This window comes from Nocardia sp. NPDC003726 (assembly GCF_053586955.1).
Map to the genome: position 1 here is coordinate 1 of NZ_JBSFNF010000022.1, position 14987 is coordinate 14987.

Genomic DNA, 14987 nt, shown 5'->3' on the forward strand with positions numbered 1-14987 from the left:
TGTCCTGTGGGCACTGCTGCGCGACGGCCGCGAATTCAGCTTCGACACGCCGATACCGGTGGCCTCCGCGACTTGACACGGTCATTGAGAGTCCTCTCTACTGCCCGCTCTTGCGCGCCGCGAGATCGTCGTCGAACCGGGCGCGGATCTCGTCGGCGACGCCGGCGAGGTTGAGTTCGAAGGTGAAGCCCTGCTCGTACCGGTAGCTGCGGTGCACGTCCTGCACATCGATGCCGTTGAGCGCGCGCTTGGCCGCGCGGATCACCCGGCCGTCCTTGGCCGCGATGTTCTTGGCCAGCTCCAAGGCGGCGGCGTCGAGTTCGGCGCGCGGCACCACCTGGTACACCGAGCCGTAGTGGTGCAGCTGCTGTGCGGTGATGGTGCTCGCGGTGTAGAACAGCGCCCGCATCAAGTGCTGGGGGACCAACCGTGCGAGGTGGGTCGCCGCGCCGAGTGCGCCGCGGTCGACCTCGGGCAGTCCGAAGGTGGCGTCGTCGGAGGCGATCACGACGTCCGCGTTGCCGACCAGGCCGATGCCACCGCCCAGGCAGAAGCCCTGCACCGCCGCGATCACCGGCACCTGGCACTCGTACACCGCCGCGAACGCCTCGAAGCAGCCGTGGTTGGCGTCGATCAGCGCTTGGTGGCCCGGCTTGCTCTGGATCTCTTTGATATCGACGCCCGCGTTGAAGCCCCGGTTCTCCGCGCGCAGCACCACCACTTTGGTGTCCGGGTCGCGGCCCGCCGCGCGCACTTCATCGGCGATCGTGAACCACCCGTCCGTCGGGATGGCGTTGACCGGCGGATAGTCCACCGTGACCACGCTGATGCCGGTCGATTCCGAGTGGCGATTGATCCCCATGGCGAGTCCCATCGTGTGTGCACGCATTGGCAAAGCAAGCAGTTGCTTGGTAGGTTAGCACGGTGCCACTCGAAATCGATCTGTCCGGCCGCGTCGTTCTGGTGACGGGCGGTGTGCGCGGTGTCGGCGCGGGCGTGAGCAAGGCGTTCCTGGCCGCGGGCGCGACCGTCGTGGCGTGCGCGCGCCGACCGGCCGACGCGCCCGTCGAAGCCTGCGGCCGCGCGATCGACTTCGTGCCGTGCGATGTGCGGGACGAGGGCGCGGTGCGCGCACTGATCGACACGATCACCGAGCGTCACGGCCGGCTCGACCATCTGGTCAACAACGCGGGCGGCGCTCCCTTTGCACTCGCCGCCGACGCGAGCAAGAACTTCCACGCCAAGATCGTCGAGCTGAACCTGCTCGCTCCGCTGCTGCTGGCGCAGGCCGCCAACGCGGTGATGCAGCGGCAGGACGAGGGCGGCTCCATCGTCAACATTTCCAGCGTCAGCGGGCACCGTCCGTCGCCCGGCACCGCCGCCTACGGCGCGGCCAAAGCGGGCGTGGACAGTCTCACCGGCTCGCTCGCCGTCGAGTGGGCGCCGAAGGTGCGGGTGAACTCGCTGGTGGTGGGGCCGGTCGACACCGAGTTGAGCCGAATGCACTACGGCGATCAGGACGGCGTCGACGCGGTGGGCCGGACCATCCCGCTCGGTCGCATGGCCCGTCCCGACGATGTCGGCCGCTGCGCCGTCTTCCTGGCCTCGCCGCTGGCCGACTACGTCAGCGGCGCGACCCTGCTGGTGCACGGCGGCGGCGAACGGCCCGCCTTCCTCGCCGCCTCCAACGCCGACCAGCAGTCCTGAACGACCGGACACGAAGAAGGACACATATGGACACCGAGCAGATCTGCGCCGGGCGCGTCGTCATCGTCACCGGCGCGGGCCGGGGCATCGGCCGCGCGCACGCCCTCGCCTTCGCCGCGGCGGGCGCCAGCGTCGTGGTCAACGACATCGGTTCGACCCTCGACGGCGCGGCCACCGCGGAAACGCCCGCCGCGCAGGTGGTCGCCGAGATCGAGGCGCTGGGCGGCCGCGCGGTGGCCAACGGTGACGACGTGGCGGACTGGGAAGGCGCCCGCAGGCTCGTCCACCAGGCCGTCGATACTTTCGGCAAGCTGGACGTGCTGGTCAACAACGCCGGATTCGTGCGCGACCGGATGCTGGTCAACCTGGGCGAGGACGAGTGGGACGCGGTGATCCGCGTGCACTTGAAGGGCCACTTCGCCACCATGCGGCACGCGATCGAATACTGGCGTGCGGAGTCCAAGGCCGGCCGTCCGGTCGACGGGCGGATCATCAACACCAGCTCCGGCGCCGGTCTGCAGGGCAGCGTCGGCCAGAGCAACTACGGCGCGGCCAAGGCGGGCATCGCGGGCCTGACGCTGACCGCCGCCGCCGAGTTCGCCCGCTACGGCGTGACGGTGAACGCGATCGCCCCGTCCGCGCGCACCAGGATGACCGAGACGGTGTTCGCGGACATGATGGCCAAGCCCGACAGCGGCTTCGACGCGATGGCGCCGGAGAACGTGTCTCCGCTGGTCGTGTGGCTGGGCAGCGCGCAGTCGGCGGCGGTGACCGGACGGGTGTTCGAGGTGGAGGGCGGCAAGGTGGCGCTGGCCGACGGATGGCGGCACGGCGTGCCCGTCGACCGCGGCGCCCGCTGGGATCCGGCAGAACTCGGGCCGGTCGTGGCCGATCTGATCGCCAAAGCGACTCCGCCGGAGCCCGTGTACGGGGCCTGACCGGCCTCGACCCTTTCGGGGGCGCGTTCGCGGACCGGGGTTTAGTATGGGCACCCGTCCGTTTGGGAAGTCCCGTGTGAGAGTGGCGACCGGGCACAGAACTGCGCTTCGACTGATGAGGGGAAGGCTCGGCGCATGGAGGTAGGTCGCGCATTCCGTGTGCTGGCGGCATCCGGCGCCGTCGCCGGCTCCGCGCTGCTCGGCAGCCCTGCCTCCGCCGACGTGCCGTCTTCCTGCCCCTCGTGCGTGGCGGATCCCGCTCCGCCGCCCTATGACAGCGGCGATCCCTGGTTTCCCCTGACCGTGCCGGGGCAGCCGTCGAAGATCAGCGCGGTCCCGGCACGGCCGACCACGGGGACCGGCACCGCCGCGCCGGGTCCGGCGGGGGCAAGTACGGCCGGTCTCGGCACCGGTTCGGCGGGATCGGGGATCGCACTCGGCACCGGTTCGGCCGGTCTGGGCCTGGTGCTCGGCTCCGGTTCGGCTGGACTGGGTGTTGCGCTGGGTTCTGGTTCGGCTGGTCTTGGGGTCGCGCTGGGCACTGGTTCGGCTGGTCTCGGGGCTGCGCTGGGCACTGGTTCGGCTGGTCTTGGGGCTGCGCTGGGCACTGGTTCGGCTGGTCTCGGTGTTGCGCTGGGCGCTGGTTCGGCTGGTCTTGGGGCTGCGCTGGGCGCTGGTTCGGCTGGTCTTGGGGTCGCGCTGGGCACTGGTTCGGCTGGTCTTGGGGCTGCGCTGGGCACTGGTTCCGCTGGTCTTGGTGTGGTGCTCGGCTCCGGTTCTGCCGCCTTGGGTTCGGCCGCGGTGGGCACCGGTTCGGCTGTCCTCGGGCTCGGTTCGGCTGCGGTGGGCACCGGGTCCGCGGTCCTGAGTGGCACCGGTTCGGCAGCGGTCGGGTCGGCGGCTGTGGGTTCGGCCGCAACCGGTTCCGCCGCAATGGGGACCGGCTCAGCCGTCCTTGCTGGTACCGGTTCCGCGGCGACCGGGTCGGCGGCTGTGGGTTCGGCCGCAACCGGTTCCGCCGCGGTGGGTTCGGCGGCAATCGGTTCGGCCGCCGTCGGGTCCGCGAGTCCGCTTCTGCCGTTGTTGATTCCGCTTCCGCAAGTGACCGCTCCGCCCACTCCCGCGCTCCCGCCGATAACCGTGCCATCGGTTCCCGCTCGCGAGGCGCCAGGGCGCGCACCGATACCGGTAGGCGCGCCGTCGATTCCGCCACTCGACGCGCCCCTGCCCGACCTCACCGACCCCGCCCCGCCACAGGCGCGCGGGCCGGGTTCCCTTCCTGCGGTCCGTCCGGCCGCCGTCGCCGACGATCTGCCCGCCCCGCAGCTGCTGCCGGTGATCGGCGGACTGATCGCGTTCGCCCTCGCGGGCGCGGCGTCCGGCGTGATCAGTTTCCGGAGCGCCGCGGCCACGCAGGCCAGGATCGACGCGGCCCGCGCCCAATTCTTCCCGAGGCCGGGAGAGGACCGTCGATGAGCGTGAGCCGGATACGCGATGACCTGCGTTCCTATCGCCGGGTCGCCGCCGCCGTCGACGCGGTGTGCGCGGTGGCGGCCGACTTCGACGCGACAACGCTGGACGAAGTGGTCGGTGCGATCGCGGACGAGCGCCGCCGCGACATCGAGATCGCCAGCGCAAGATTGGGTCCCGGCGTCTGCGGCCAGCGCAGGTTCTATCCCGACCGCGACGTGATCGTGCTGGCCGAGACGCTACCGAGCCGCGAGCACACCCTCGCCCACGAACTGGGGCACATCGTTTTCGACCACGAAGGCGCGCCCGCACCGGAAGTGACCCTGGAGGCGAGCGACGACCTGATCGCCTACATGCTCAGTCAGCGCGCCCATCAGCGGATCGTCGACGACGGCACGGACGAGCTCGCCGAATGGGAAGCCGAGACGTTCGCCGCCATGCTGATGACCAGACTGCGCGTGTTCAACAGCCGGGGCGCGGGCGTCTCGGTCCTTCGATTCGACGAGGCGCTCGGATGATCCTGTGGGCGACAGCTCTGCTGGTCTGGATGGCGGCCGGCGCGCGGGTGGGGCGCGTGCTGGTCAAGCCGGCGACCACGGCCCGCGTCGCCATCGTCGTCGCGGTCGCCGCCGTCGCGCTCGCCGCGACCGTCGCGGTGCCCGAGATCGCGCTCGCCGTGGACCATCTCGTGCCGAGGGGCCTGCACGCGGGCCTGCTGTCCGATGGCGTCGCCACCGCGAGCTGGATCGCGTTCGCGACGGCCACCTCGGTGGTCGCAGCGGCGGCCTGGCCGGTGGTGTCGCGGCGGCATCTGCGGCGAATCGCCCTGGCGATCCACGGCGTCGGCCTGTGCGCGGTCGTGCTCACGCTGGCCTGGTCGTTCACACTCGGCTGGGCGGTGGTGGCCGCAGGGTGCGCGTTCGTCGTCGTCACCGGTCTGCGCAACCTGGACTGGACAGCGCTCGGCCGCGGCATCGCGCTGTATACGGCGGGCACGGCGGTGATCGCGGTGCTGGCCGTGGACCGCATTCGGCACGCGCCGCGCGTCGTGCCCGGCGATCCGGGCTGGGCCTGGCCCGCTCGGGCGGTCGCGAGCCTGGTCATCGCGCTGGGCGCGGTGTGGATCGTGGTGGAACTCTGGGTGCGCGCGCGGCTGCTGCTGCGCCGGATCCGCCCGCTGCATCGGACCATGGTCGGTCGTTTTCCCGAGGTGGTCGCGCACGAACAGAGCGGATTCTCCACGCAGTTGAGGGCTTCCGACCAGGTGGCGCAGATCATCGACGCGCTGTATCTGCAGTCCGGCGGCGGCCTCGTGCTGGCGGAACTCGCTGCGCCGCCCGCTTCGGTGGCGGACCGGGCCGATCGGGTGGCCCGGTGGGCGCGCGATCCCGCGGGGGCGGCCGCGGTGGACGCGCGGTGGATTGCTCCGCCGGAGGGGATTAGTCCGCGCGGCTGGGTGCAGGCCGTCGCACGCGCCTATCGGACAACCGCGCCCGGCTCCGCTCGAAATTGATCGACTTCGCGCGAATGCGATCAATCGGGCGCAATAGCCGGTCGATCGGACTATTCGGACAGACCGGTTGGACCGGGAATCCTCTTCGCTGCGAACGGCCGTCGGCGAACCCCGCCGAAAGTGCATATGTAAGTACACCATCGGTGGCGCGGCACTAACCGGCGCGCGGTCACGCCCCAATTTCTCTGGGGGCGACCACGCGCCGGTTGTGTGCTTCGCCCGCTTACGCGCGCATAACACAGCACAGTGCGACCCGGTGGGTCGCACTGTGCTGCCGTGCAGATGAACCTATTCGGTTCCATCCGGAGGAATTTCGGGCAAGCCCTCGCTTGCCCGCAACTTCTCCGCCATGGAGGTGAGCAGATTCTGTGATTCTTCGGACAAGTCGAACGCTCTACTCGACAGCCGTCGCAGTCCGTAGCCCTGCAGCTGGGACAGCAGCTCCAGATCGTGATCGATCTTGGCGGCGTAGATGTCGTTGAAGAAGTAGTCCGGCTTGACTTTGAAGAACTTCGCCAGGGCGGCCACCGTCTCATCGGACGGGTTCGTCCGCTGTCCCGACCGCAACTGCGACAGGTACGGTTTCGAGATCGGATGTCCGGAGGCCGTCAGCGCTGCCGCAACCTCCGCGTTGGTGTGCGGCTTACGCCCCGGGGGATGCACGGTTTCGAACAGCTTGTTCAGCCGCGCCGCGAAATCAGCCATTGTGAGCCGCCCAATTCCCTTCGCTGTACTAACAGTCGTTATCTCGGATACGTATCATTGATATTAGCGGCTCAGTAACTGAAAACCTACGCCTGATTCCGGATTTCCTTGAAGCTTCTAGGTCGGAAGGCGGCGAAGGTACTGGGACGGTCGCGTTTGCGGGTCACCCCAAGGCCTCTCGAGAAGCCGCGGTACGAACCGGTTCTGGCCCGTCGCTGCGGTCTCGCCGCAAGGGGTCTTGATAGCCGCAAGATAGCTGACATCTCATGAACTCGGCCGTACATGGGTTTGTGTGGCGTACGACACGTTTGCGCCCGTGGGGGATGAACGTTCAACCAACGCGCATGAAATGGTTGAAGTCACAAACGTTCGATGATCGTTCCTGTCGCGAGTGCGCCACCGGCGCACATGAGAACCATTGCGGTGCTGCGGTCGGAGCGCTCCAGTTCGTGCAAAGCCGTTGTGATGAGGCGTGATCCGGTCGAGCCGACCGGATGCCCCAGGGCGATGGCGCCACCGTTGACATTAACCCGATCCATGTCAGGTTGGTGTACAGAAGCCCAGGAAAGTGCAACCGAGGCGAACGCTTCGTTGATCTCGAAAAGGTCGATGTCGCCGATATTCATGCCGGACCGTTCCAGCAGCCTGGTGCACGCCTGCACGGGGCCGTCGAGGTGGAACTCCGGCTCCGCGCCGACCACCGCCTGTGTGACGATCCGTGCCCGCGGTCGCAAACCCGCACGCTGCGCGGCCTTCTCGTCCATCAGCAGCACCGCGGCGGCGCCGTCGGAGATCTGCGAGGACGACCCGGCGGTGTGCACGCCGCCCTCCAGCACCGGCTTCAGCTTCGCCAGGCCCTCGACGGTGGTCTCGCGCAGGCCCTGATCCCGTGTCACGTCGAGTTTTTCGCCGGTGGGATTGCCTTCCTTGTCGACCGCGGGAGCGGTGACGGTGAGCACCTCGCGATCGAACCGGCCTTCCGCCCACGCCTGGCCGGCCAGCCGCTGCGAGCGCGCGCCGAACGCGTCCACGTCCGCGCGAGTGATGCCGCGCCGCTTGGCGATTCGCTCCGCCGCCTCGAACTGGTTGGGCAGGTCGATGTTCCACGACGCGGGCCTGCGCGGCCCGGCGTGCTCGCCGACGTTGGCGCCCAGGGGAACCCGGCTCATCGCCTCCACGCCGCAGGCCATGCCGATGTCGATGGCGCCGGCCGCGATCAGGCCCGCGATGAGGTGGTTGGCCTGCTGCGCGGAACCGCACTGGGTGTCGATCGTGGTGGCGCCGACCTGCCACGGCAGGCCCGCGTGCAGCCATGCCACCCGGGTGACGTTGTTGGACTGCTCGCCCGCCTGGGTGACGCAGCCGCCGATGACCTGCTCGACCTGCGCGGGGTCCAGGTGCGCGCGCTCGAGCACCCCGCGCTGGGCCGCGCCGAGCAGTTCGGCCGCGTGCAGGCCCGACAGCCAGCCGCCGCGCTTGCCGATCGGGGTCCGTGCGGCCTCGACGATCACCGGTGTGCCCATGTCCAACCTTTCCCTTGGGACAGAAAACTGAAACGCGTTCATAGCACTTGCCAGAGGCAGATCTGTCCGGTTTCTTTCCTCGTTCTCGCGCCTGTGCTTCAATGATTATAGAACGTGTTTCAGTTTGTCGAAGGAGACATCTGGTGGTAGACACTCGGAATGCCCGGCCGAATCTCCCGGACGGGTTCGACGTCACGGACCCGGACATCTACGCCGAGCGTGTTCCGGTCGAGGAGTTCGCCGAACTGCGCCGGACCGCGCCGATCTGGTGGAATCCGCAGTCCCCTGACGTCAGCGGCTTCCACGACGACGGCTTCTGGGTGGTCAGCAAGCACGCCGACGTCAAAGAGGTCTCGCGGCGCAGCGACGTGTTCTCCAGTTTCGAGAACACCGCCATCCCGCGTTTCAACGACGACATCGCCCGCGAGCAGATCGAGCTGCAGCGGATCGTCCTGCTGAACATGGACGCGCCGGAGCACACCAAGCTGCGCAAGATCATCTCGCGCGGCTTCACCCCGCGTGCCATCAACGGCCTGCGCGCGGAGCTGTCGGCCCGCGCCGAATCGATCGTGAAGGCGGCGGCCGAGTCGGGCTCGGGGGACTTCGTGACCCAGATCGCCTGCGAACTGCCGTTGCAGGCCATCGCCGAGCTGATCGGCGTGCCGCAGGAAGACCGGATGAAGGTCTTCTCCTGGTCCAACGACATGACCGGCTACGACGACCCGGAGAGCACGGCCGACCCGGTCGCGGCGTCGGCGGAGATCCTGGGCTACGCCTACCAGATGGCGGCCGCGCGCAAGCAGTGCCCGGCCGACGACATCGTCACCACGCTGATCGAGGCCGATGTCGACGGGGACAAGCTCACCGAGGAGGAGTTCGGCTTCTTCGTGATCATGCTCGCCGTCGCGGGCAACGAGACCACGCGCAACGCCATCTCACACGGCATGATCGCGTTCCTGGAGAACCCGGACCAGTGGGAGCTGTTCAAGAAGGAACGCCCCGCCACGGCCGCCGACGAGATCATCCGGTGGGCCACCCCGGTCACCTCGTTCCAGCGCACCGCGCTGGAGGACACCGAACTCGGCGGCGTCCAGATCAAGAAGGGCCAGCGCGTGGTCATGCTGTACCGCTCGGCCAACTTCGACGAGGAGGTCTTCGACCACCCGGAGAAGTTCGACATCATGCGCAAGGACAACCCGCACCTGGCCTTCGGCGGCACCGGCGCGCACTTCTGCATCGGGGCGAACCTGGCCCGGCTGGAGATCGACCTGATCTTCAATGCCATCGCCGACCACCTGCCCGACATCACCAAGGTCGCCGACCCCAAGCGGTTGCGTTCGGGCTGGCTCAACGGGATCAAGGAGTTCCCGGTCGACTACAAGACCTGCCCGGTGGCGCACTGAGACATAGAAAGGCCCTCGCACTTCGGTGCGAGGGCCTTTTCGTCCGGTACCGAGTCAGCCGATCGGCCGCGCGGTCTTCATGGCGCGATCGACCTCCCAGAACGCCCGCAGTGCGGCGATCTTGCCCTCCTCGTTCACCCGGTAGGTGAACACGCCGTCGGCGTCGATCAGGTGCCCGCCGATGGTGCTGCGGATCGTGCCGGTGAAGGCGACCTCGCGGCCGCAGGCGAACGAGTCTCCGAAGAGGAATTCGATCAGATCGGTCTTCGCGATCGCCTTGTCCCAGAACGCGGCGATGGCCTCGGTGCCGCGGTGGCCCTTGCCCTCCGGGTCGAAGCCCGACGGGCCGATGGGGTCCTCCACGACGCCGTCCTCGGCGAACAGGGCGACCCAGGCCTGCTTGTCCCGGGCGCGCACCGCGGCCTGCGAGGCGAGGCCCGCGGCGCGGGCCGGATGTTCGGTGGTGGTCATACGGCCTCCCTCGACCGGTTGACGGGCCTCACCGCGCGGCGAGGACGGGTTCGGCGATGTATTGCTGGGCGAACTTGCGCAGCGAGTCCTGCTTGGCGGCCAGTTCGCCGTCGAATCCGATGCCGTCGGCCAGCCAGGGCACCACGATCGCGTCGGTGACGCCCGCGTCCGCGAGATCTTGATAGCCGGACCGGCCGAAGCGATCGACGCACACCGCCTGGATCTCGAAGGGCTCGTCGGCGCGGCCGTACTCCGAACGCAGCGCGGCGAGCTTGCCGATGGTGTTCCGCAGTTCGTCGTAGGTCATCATGGCCGAGGTCCAGCCGTCGCCCACCCGTGCGGCGCGGCGCAGCGCCGCCTCGGTGTGTCCGCCGATGTAGAACGGCACCGGCTCGCTCGGGGCCGGACTCATCTGGAGCGGATCGAAGTCGAAGAACTCGCCGTGGTACTCGACCATGCCGCCGGCGAGCACCAGTTTGATCACTTCGATCATCTCGTCCACCCGCGCGCCGCGGCGTGCGAACGGCACGCCGCACCACTCGAATTCCTCCGGCGCCCAACCGATTCCGACGCCGAAACCGAAGCGGTTGCCCGACAGGTTGGCCACCGAGCCGACCTGCCGGGCCAGCAGCAGCGGGTTGCGCGAGCCCAGCTTCAGCACGTTGGTGTAGAAGCGGATACGGCTGGTGACGGCCGCCATGGCGGTCGCGCCGATAAGCGGATCGACCCACGGGGTGTCCGGCCCCCAGAACCTGCTGCCGTCCGGGGTGTAGGGGTACTTCGCCGACGCCGACTTCATGTAGAACAGTGAGTCCGGCAGCGCGATCGACGAGAAACCGCACTCTTCGGCGGTCTTCGCCAGTTCGGTCAGCTGGTCCAGCGGACTCAGCGCTATGCCGACGGTGAACTTCAGCGCGGTCACCGTCGCTCCGATCCGACCACCCACATCGAGAAGTACTGCGAACCACCGCCGTACGCGTGGCCGAGCGCTTTGCGCGCGCCCTCGACTTGATAGTCCCCGGCCCGTCCCATGACCTGCTTGGCGGCCTCGGCGAACCGGATGAGTCCGGAGGCGCCGATCGGATTGGACGACAGCACGCCGCCGGACGGATTGACCGGAAGGGTGCCGCCGATCTCGGTCTCGCCCTTGTCGGTGAGCTTCCAGCCGTCCCCCTGCGGCACGAAGCCGAGGTTCTCCAGCCACATCGGTTCGAACCAGGAGAACGGGACGTAGATCTCGGCCACGTCGATCTCCTCCAGCGGGTTGGTGATGCCCGCCGTCTGCCACAGCGCCGCGGCCGCGTCCCGGCCCGCCTGCGGATTGACCTGGTCGCGTCCGGCGAACGTGGTCGGTTCGGTGCGCATCGCGGTGCCGTGTACCCAAGCGACCTTCCGTCCGGTGGCCTCGACCGCTTCGGCCGCGTCCGCGTCGCCCAGCACGATCGCGCACGCGCCGTCGGAGGACGGGCAGGTTTCGTCGAAGCGGATCGGGTCCCACAGCATCTGCGAGGCGAGCACCGATTCCAGCGTGATGTCGGGCTGCTTCAGGTGCGCCAGCGGGTTCTTGGCTCCGTTGCGGCGATCCTTCACCGCCACCATGGCGCCGATGTGACCGGGGGCGTTGGAGCGCCGGATGTAGGAGCGCACGTGGGGGGCGAAGTATCCGCCCGCGCCCGCGCCGACCGGCATGGTGAACGGCACGGGGATCGACAGCGCCCACATGGCGTTCGACTCCGACTGCTTCTCCCAGGCCACGGCGAGCACGCGCTTGTGCACGCCCGCCTGGATCAAGTTGGTCGCGACGATGCCGGTGGAGCCGCCGACCGAACCGGCGGTGTGCACCCGCAGCAGCGGCTTGCCGGTGGCGCCGAGCGCGTCCGCCATGAACAGTTCGGGCATCATGACGCCCTCGAAGCCGTCGGGCGCCTTACCGACCACGACCGCGTCGATGTCGGCGATGGTGAGACCGGCGTCGGCCAGGGCACGATCGATGGCCTCGCGGCACATGCCCGACATGGACACGTCGGTCCGTTTCGTCACGTGATGGGTTTGTCCGGTGCCGAGCACCGCGGCGGGCAAGCTCATCGGTTCTCCGATTCCAAGACGGTCACAAGGTTCTGCTGCAACGCGGGGCCGCTGGTGGCGTGCGCCAACGCGCGATTCGCCGAGCCCGCGATGATGGCCTCGGCCGCGAAGCCGATGCGTTCCAGGCCCGCCGCGAACATGGGGTGGGCCGCGAGCGCGCCGCCGGACGGGTTCACCTTCGTGCCGTTCGTCAGCCCGATCGCCTCGGTGAGGATCAGCTGCTGATGGCTGAACGGCGCGTGCAGTTCGGCGATGTCGAAACCGCTCACGTCGCCGCCGGTGACCGCCTTGGCGGCGGCGGCCGTCGAGGGCGAGACGGTGAGGTCGCGCGCACCGAGCACGGGAGTGTCGATCCGGTGCGCCATGCCGGTGATCCAGGCGGGACGGTCGCACAGTTCGCGGGCGCGGTCACCCACGGCGAGCACGATCGCGGCCGCGCCGTCGGTGATCGGCGCGATGTCGTGCGCGCGCAGCGGATCGGCGACGTAGGGCTGGTCGAGCAGGCTGTCGACGTCACCGTCACCTGCCGCGACGGCTGCCATGTCCCGCTCGGTCCAGCGGCCCGCGTCCAGACCGGCGCGCGCCTGCAGGCCCGCGATGGACCAGGCGTCCGGCCACAGCGGCGCGACCAGGTAGGGGTCCAGCTGCATGGTGAGCACTTGGCGCAGCGTGCCGGCGGAGGACTTGCCGAAGCCGTACACCAGCGCCGTCGTCGCCTGCCCCGAGCGCAGTTTCACCCACGCCTCGTACAGCGCCCACGCGGCGTCCATCTCGACGTGCGATTCGTTGATCGGCGGCACCGCGCCGATGGCGTCGATCGCCGAGATGAACGAGAAGGCGCGTCCGGCGAGGTAATCGGACGAGCCGGAGCACCAGAAGTCGATGTCGGACTTGGTGATGCCGAGTCGGTCGTAGAGCTGCTGGAAGCAGGGCACCAGCATCTCGACACCGTTGGTGGTGCCGAAGGTCTCCGGCACGTGCGGCGCGTGGGCGAAACCCACGACCGCGATGTCGGTGGCGTTGTCAGTCAACGTGCGCCTCTCTCAGAGGTGGTGCTTATAGGTCTCGTAGTCGGCGTCCGGCTCGCCGGAGGGGCGGAAATGGTCCACGTTCTCCAGGCCGTAGCCCCACTCCTCGCGCGGCTTCCACACCGCCTGCACCCGCATGCCCATGCGCACTTCGCTCGCGTCGCATCCGAGCACCAGATGCAGCACCGGGATGTCCGCACCGTCCAGCAGCACGTAGGCCGCGACGTACGGCGGCTTGATCCGCTGGCCCATGAACGGCACGTTGACGATGCAGAAGGTGGTCACGGTGCCGTGATCGGACAGTTCGATGAACTCGTCGGTCGGCCTGCCGTCGGTGGGATTCGCGCCGCGCGGCGGGAAGTACACCTTGCCCGCGGCGTCGGTGCGCGCGCCGATCAGCTTGCCTTCGGCGAGTCCGCGCAGGTAGACGGTCTCCTGCGGCGAGGCGGTGTGCTTGTAGGACAGGTCGACCGGCGTGGTGATCATGGTGACCGGGTCGGCGGCGGCGGACTCGACGGGTCCGGAGGACTTCTCGCCCGGCTCGAAGCAGAGGATGTCGCGAATGCTGCCCTCGGTCTGCTCGGCCCAGCGGGCGGTCACCCGCAAGCCTTGGTGGATGTCCTCGGGCGCGGCGACGTCGACGGCGTGCAACAGCGTCGTGTCGGCGCCGTCCAGCCGGATCAGGGCCCACGCGAACGGCCGGTCGAACGGCTGGCCGGGCAGCGGCTCGCGCACCCAGGTCCATGATTCGACGGTGCCGGTGTCGGCGACGTCGACGAATTCGGTCAGCGGTTCGGCGGTGATCGGATCGTATTCCGGCGGCGGCACGATCACCCGGCCGTCCGAGCCGCGCGCGCCGACGATCTTGTGGTCGCGCAACCGGGTCAGGAAGGTTCCGATGGTGGAGCCGACGGAGCGGGTGTAATCGAAACGCACCCGCAGGGGCGCGCTGAGTACCTCGGGCACGGCGTCCGTGTTCAATGCCGTGCCGCTACCACCAGCGATTGCCGTGGATGCAGTATTCCCCTGAGTCACGATATCGAGTAGAACAGGTTCTAACTCTGGTGGCAAGCAGTTGATCGGAAAGGGGTCCGGCGTGAAGTTCGGATTGCAACTCGGGTACTGGATGGCCCAGCCGCCCGCGAACGCGGGGGAGCTGGTGGTGGCGGCCGAGGAAGCCGGGTTCGACGCCGTCTTCGCCGCCGAGTCGTGGGGCTCGGATGCCTTCGGTCCGCTCACCTGGTGGGGTTCGTCCACGCGGCGGGTGCGCCTGGGCACGTCGGTGGTGCAGATGTCGGCGCGTACGCCCACGGCGACCGCCATGCACGCGCTCACCCTCGATCATCTCAGCGGTGGCCGCGCCATTCTCGGTCTGGGCGTCTCGGGTCCGCAGGTGGTGGAGGGGTGGTACGGCCAGCCGTTCGCCAAGCCGTTGCAGCGCACCCGCGAGTACGTCGGGATCGTGCGCCAAGTGCTGGCCAGGCAGGCGCCGGTCACCAGCGACGGCCCGCACTACCCGCTGCCGTACACCGGGCCTGGCTCGATCGGGCTCGGCAAGCCGCTGAAGCCGATCGTGCATCCGCTACGTGCGGATTTGCCGATCTGGCTGGGGGCGGAGGGGCCGAAGAACGTGGCGCTCACCGCCGAGATCGCCGACGGCTGGCTGGCCATCTACTACGCGCCGCGGCTCGCCGGGATGTACGACGAGTGGCTCGACGAGGGCTTCACGCGCGCGGGCGCGCGGCGCAGCAGGGCGGACTTCGAGATCGCCGCGAGTTGCCAGGTGGTCATCACCGACGACCCGGCGAGCGAGCTGGAACGGATGCGCTGGATCATGGCGCTCTACATCGGCGGCATGGGCGCGCCGGAACTCAATTTCCATGCCCAGGTGTACCGGCGCATGGGGTACGACCGCGAGGTCGACGAGATCGGCAAGCTGTTCCAGTCGGGCAAGAAGGCCGAGGCCGCCGCGGCGGTGCCGGACGAGCTGATTCTGGACACCGCGATCATCGGCGACGAGGAACATGTCCGCAAGCAACTGCGGGTCTGGGAGGCGGCGGGCGTCACCATGATGCTGGTGTCGGTTCCCGATGTCGCGCAATTGCATCGGCTCGCACCCCTTGTCGAATAGTAGAACACGTTCT

15 protein-coding genes are annotated in these 14987 nt (G+C 68.9%); 7 read left to right on the top strand and 8 right to left on the bottom strand.

The features are described from left to right. Positions 1-97: 97 nt before the first annotated feature. On the bottom strand, positions 98-862 hold the full coding sequence (locus ACWDMM_RS25210) for an enoyl-CoA hydratase family protein (protein WP_195078100.1): 765 nt from the start codon (positions 860-862) through the stop codon (positions 98-100). Positions 863-924: 62 nt separating this feature from the next. On the opposite strand from ACWDMM_RS25210, the gene ACWDMM_RS25215 reads away from it, so the two are divergent. The 5 genes from ACWDMM_RS25215 (at position 925) to ACWDMM_RS25235 (ending at position 5628) form a co-directional block, all read left to right on the top strand. Next, entirely contained in the window at positions 925-1707 is a 783-nt protein-coding gene (locus ACWDMM_RS25215) for an SDR family oxidoreductase (protein ID WP_195078101.1), read from the top strand. Positions 1708-1733: 26 nt separating this feature from the next. Then, complete coding sequence (locus ACWDMM_RS25220) at positions 1734-2645, top strand: SDR family oxidoreductase (RefSeq protein WP_195078102.1); 912 nt, start codon at positions 1734-1736, stop codon at positions 2643-2645. A 1101-nt stretch (positions 2646-3746) separates the two neighbouring features. Then, positions 3747-4121, top strand: a complete 375-nt coding sequence (locus tag ACWDMM_RS25225; protein WP_357206631.1) for a hypothetical protein — start codon at positions 3747-3749, stop codon at positions 4119-4121. Continuing rightward, a complete protein-coding gene (locus tag ACWDMM_RS25230; protein ID WP_195078104.1) occupies positions 4118-4633 on the top strand; it encodes an ImmA/IrrE family metallo-endopeptidase in 516 nt (171 codons plus the stop codon). Before ACWDMM_RS25225 ends, ACWDMM_RS25230 begins: the two co-directional genes overlap by 4 nt. Continuing rightward, complete coding sequence (locus ACWDMM_RS25235; RefSeq protein ID WP_195078105.1) at positions 4630-5628, top strand: hypothetical protein; 999 nt, start codon at positions 4630-4632, stop codon at positions 5626-5628. Before ACWDMM_RS25230 ends, ACWDMM_RS25235 begins: the two co-directional genes overlap by 4 nt. A gap of 288 nt (positions 5629-5916) precedes the next feature. On the opposite strand, the gene ACWDMM_RS25240 is transcribed toward ACWDMM_RS25235, so the two are convergent. Both ACWDMM_RS25240 and ACWDMM_RS25245 read right to left on the bottom strand, forming a co-directional pair. After that, positions 5917-6333 carry a helix-turn-helix domain-containing protein gene (locus tag ACWDMM_RS25240; protein WP_011207048.1) on the bottom strand — a complete coding sequence of 139 codons (417 nt, stop codon included), beginning with the start codon at positions 6331-6333 and terminating at the stop codon, positions 5917-5919. A 359-nt stretch (positions 6334-6692) separates the two neighbouring features. Beyond that, positions 6693-7856, bottom strand: coding sequence for a steroid 3-ketoacyl-CoA thiolase (locus tag ACWDMM_RS25245; protein WP_357110253.1), 1164 nt, complete (start codon positions 7854-7856; stop codon positions 6693-6695). 101 nt (positions 7857-7957) lie between these two features. On the opposite strand from ACWDMM_RS25245, the gene ACWDMM_RS25250 reads away from it, so the two are divergent. Beyond that, entirely contained in the window at positions 7958-9259 is a 1302-nt protein-coding gene (locus tag ACWDMM_RS25250; RefSeq protein ID WP_323124115.1) for a cytochrome P450, read from the top strand. Positions 9260-9313: 54 nt separating this feature from the next. Here the strand turns inward: ACWDMM_RS25250 and ACWDMM_RS25255 are convergent, their stop codons facing one another. From ACWDMM_RS25255 to ACWDMM_RS25275, 5 genes are read right to left on the bottom strand one after another with little or no spacing between them, the layout of a single operon-like run. Beyond that, positions 9314-9730, bottom strand: a complete 417-nt coding sequence (locus ACWDMM_RS25255; protein WP_195078108.1) for a nuclear transport factor 2 family protein — start codon at positions 9728-9730, stop codon at positions 9314-9316. Between the two features lie 28 nt (positions 9731-9758). Further along, a complete protein-coding gene (locus ACWDMM_RS25260; RefSeq protein WP_195078412.1) occupies positions 9759-10643 on the bottom strand; it encodes a TIGR03619 family F420-dependent LLM class oxidoreductase in 885 nt (294 codons plus the stop codon). 5 nt (positions 10644-10648) lie between these two features. Then, the gene (locus ACWDMM_RS25265) at positions 10649-11815 is read right to left on the bottom strand and encodes a thiolase domain-containing protein (protein WP_195078109.1); all 1167 of its coding nucleotides are present in this window, start codon (positions 11813-11815) and stop codon (positions 10649-10651) included. Further along, positions 11812-12846 carry a thiolase domain-containing protein gene (locus tag ACWDMM_RS25270; RefSeq protein ID WP_195078110.1) on the bottom strand — a complete coding sequence of 345 codons (1035 nt, stop codon included), beginning with the start codon at positions 12844-12846 and terminating at the stop codon, positions 11812-11814. Before ACWDMM_RS25270 ends, ACWDMM_RS25265 begins: the two co-directional genes overlap by 4 nt. 12 nt (positions 12847-12858) lie before the next feature. Beyond that, complete coding sequence (locus ACWDMM_RS25275) at positions 12859-13824, bottom strand: Zn-ribbon domain-containing OB-fold protein (protein ID WP_195078111.1); 966 nt, start codon at positions 13822-13824, stop codon at positions 12859-12861. Positions 13825-13939: 115 nt separating this feature from the next. Between ACWDMM_RS25275 and ACWDMM_RS25280 the strand changes: the two genes are divergently transcribed. Further along, complete coding sequence (locus tag ACWDMM_RS25280) at positions 13940-14974, top strand: LLM class F420-dependent oxidoreductase (RefSeq protein ID WP_357110247.1); 1035 nt, start codon at positions 13940-13942, stop codon at positions 14972-14974. The last annotated feature ends 13 nt before the right edge of the window (positions 14975-14987 follow it).

What these genes read in the sequence shown, in the direction of transcription:
- ACWDMM_RS25210 (WP_195078100.1), bottom strand. Translation starts at nt 862, where the DNA reads ATGGGGATCAATCGCCACTCGGAATCGACCGGCATCAGCGTGGTCACG.
- ACWDMM_RS25220 (WP_195078102.1), top strand. Translation starts at nt 1,734, where the DNA reads ATGGACACCGAGCAGATCTGCGCCGGGCGCGTCGTCATCGTCACCGGC.
- ACWDMM_RS25230 (WP_195078104.1), top strand. Translation starts at nt 4,118, where the DNA reads ATGAGCGTGAGCCGGATACGCGATGACCTGCGTTCCTATCGCCGGGTC.
- ACWDMM_RS25235 (WP_195078105.1), top strand. Translation starts at nt 4,630, where the DNA reads ATGATCCTGTGGGCGACAGCTCTGCTGGTCTGGATGGCGGCCGGCGCG.
- ACWDMM_RS25240 (WP_011207048.1), bottom strand. Translation starts at nt 6,333, where the DNA reads ATGGCTGATTTCGCGGCGCGGCTGAACAAGCTGTTCGAAACCGTGCAT.
- ACWDMM_RS25245 (WP_357110253.1), bottom strand. Translation starts at nt 7,856, where the DNA reads ATGGGCACACCGGTGATCGTCGAGGCCGCACGGACCCCGATCGGCAAG.
- ACWDMM_RS25250 (WP_323124115.1), top strand. Translation starts at nt 7,958, where the DNA reads ATGATTATAGAACGTGTTTCAGTTTGTCGAAGGAGACATCTGGTGGTA.
- ACWDMM_RS25255 (WP_195078108.1), bottom strand. Translation starts at nt 9,730, where the DNA reads ATGACCACCACCGAACATCCGGCCCGCGCCGCGGGCCTCGCCTCGCAG.
- ACWDMM_RS25265 (WP_195078109.1), bottom strand. Translation starts at nt 11,815, where the DNA reads ATGAGCTTGCCCGCCGCGGTGCTCGGCACCGGACAAACCCATCACGTG.